Source organism: Streptomyces sp. MnatMP-M17, assembly GCF_900091995.1.
Lineage (GTDB): Bacteria > Actinomycetota > Actinomycetes > Streptomycetales > Streptomycetaceae > Streptomyces.
Genome location: NZ_FMDK01000955.1, coordinates 1 through 1483, shown reverse-complemented (window position 1 = coordinate 1483; position 1483 = coordinate 1). Strand labels below are relative to the sequence as shown.

General features: G+C 72.2%; 2 protein-coding genes. Both read left to right on the top strand.

Annotation, left to right across the window (positions count from 1 at the left end; genetic code table 11):
- Window positions 1–678 (top strand): hypothetical protein (locus GA0115259_RS34085; RefSeq protein ID WP_370749155.1); only part of this gene is annotated, 678 nt, incomplete at its 5' end.
- Between the two features lie 91 nt (window positions 679–769).
- The gene (locus GA0115259_RS34080) at window positions 770–1345 is read left to right on the top strand and encodes a VanZ family protein (RefSeq protein WP_093604077.1); all 576 of its coding nucleotides are present in this window, start codon (window positions 770–772) and stop codon (window positions 1343–1345) included.
- Window positions 1346–1483 lie beyond the last annotated feature (138 nt).

Below are 1483 nucleotides of genomic sequence, written 5' to 3'. Positions count from 1 at the left end.
CGGGCGGGCTTCGCCTGCGTGCTGGCGGTCGTGCTGGCCGCGCTTGTCGCCGGGTGCGGTATCAGGACCACCTCGGTGCCCGTGGACGCCGGGCCCGCGCCCTCGCGAATGCCGTGCCGCGTCGCGGGCGAGAGCGTGATCACCCAGTCGCGGCCCGGCGTTCCGATGCGGATCTATCTGGCCTGCGCATCCGGCCTCGCGTCGGTGGAACGCGCGGCGCCGATCCCGCAGGGCAAGTCGGTCGACAGCCGCATGGCGATCGCGCAGGGCCTGCTCGACGAGCTCCAGGCCCAGCCGTCCACGAGCGAGCGAGACGCGGGCTTCAGCACGTACGTACGAGGTCCGCTGATCCTCTCCGCGCCTCGCAAGGGCGATCCGGCGGGCACGCTGCGGCTCAGCCGTCAGCCCGAGGACCTGCCCGCGACCGCGCTCGCCCAGATCGTCTGCACCTTCGCGGAGAGCGAGATCAGCGAGATCACGGACGGCACGGTGGTCCTGGGCGGTCCCGGCGACTATCCGCCGCGCGGCTACGGATGCGATCCGAAGACGAAGAGCAACCCGGACACGGCGGTCCCCACGCTCGCGCCGCGGCCGTCGGCCTCCGCGTCGGCTTCCACTTCCGCTTCCGCGTCGGCGTCGGGTTCCGCTTCGGAGCCGGCTTCCGCTTCGGCGCCGTGACATCCGCCGCACGGGCGTGATGCCCGTCTCATGGCGGCGTTCCCGCGCCGACGGCGGAACCGATTCCGCCGGCCCGCGCGTCCTTGGATACGTGCGTCAAGGTCCGGGCGGCACCGCCGTCATCCGCTTCCGTACGGCGGGGCTCGTACTCCTCCTTCTGCATCTCGCGCTGGTGGGGTGGCTGACGCTCCGCCCACTGGACGTTCCGTGGGTGCACGCGGCCAATCTGACGCCGTTCGCGGGCATCAAGGCGGATCTGGCGCTCGGCCTTGTCGCGGGCGCGCGCCGGATCGCCGAAGGACTGCTCCTGCTGGCGCCGCTCGGCGTGCTGCTGCCGATGGCGGGCGGCAGGATCGCCGTCTCCGGCTGGGCCTCCATGGCCCGTACGGTCACGGCGGGCGCGCTGATCTCCCTGGGCATCGAGCTCTTGCAGACCGGAGTCCCCGGCCGTGTGGTCGACGTGGACTCGCTGCTGCTCAACACGGCCGGTGTGGCACTGGCCCATCTGCTGCTGGTGCCCGCGGGCCGGGCACGGCTGCGGCGCAGGCGCCGGTCCCGTACACCGCGCCGCGCACCGCGACCCGGGGACGAGACGGGAGCCCTCCACCGGGATGAGACCTCTCAGGGAGCGACCCCGACGATTCCCAGGGTCGGCATCGCACCGTAGAGCGACGCCCGGGCACGGGCTCCGCACGCACCATGGAAACAACGGGAGCCCACCGAGAAGAGGCTCCCTCAAGGACTCGAAGGAATCTCAATGATCGTGTCAAGCCGCTTGCGTGACCGGTGGGGCGGAGGTGAACAG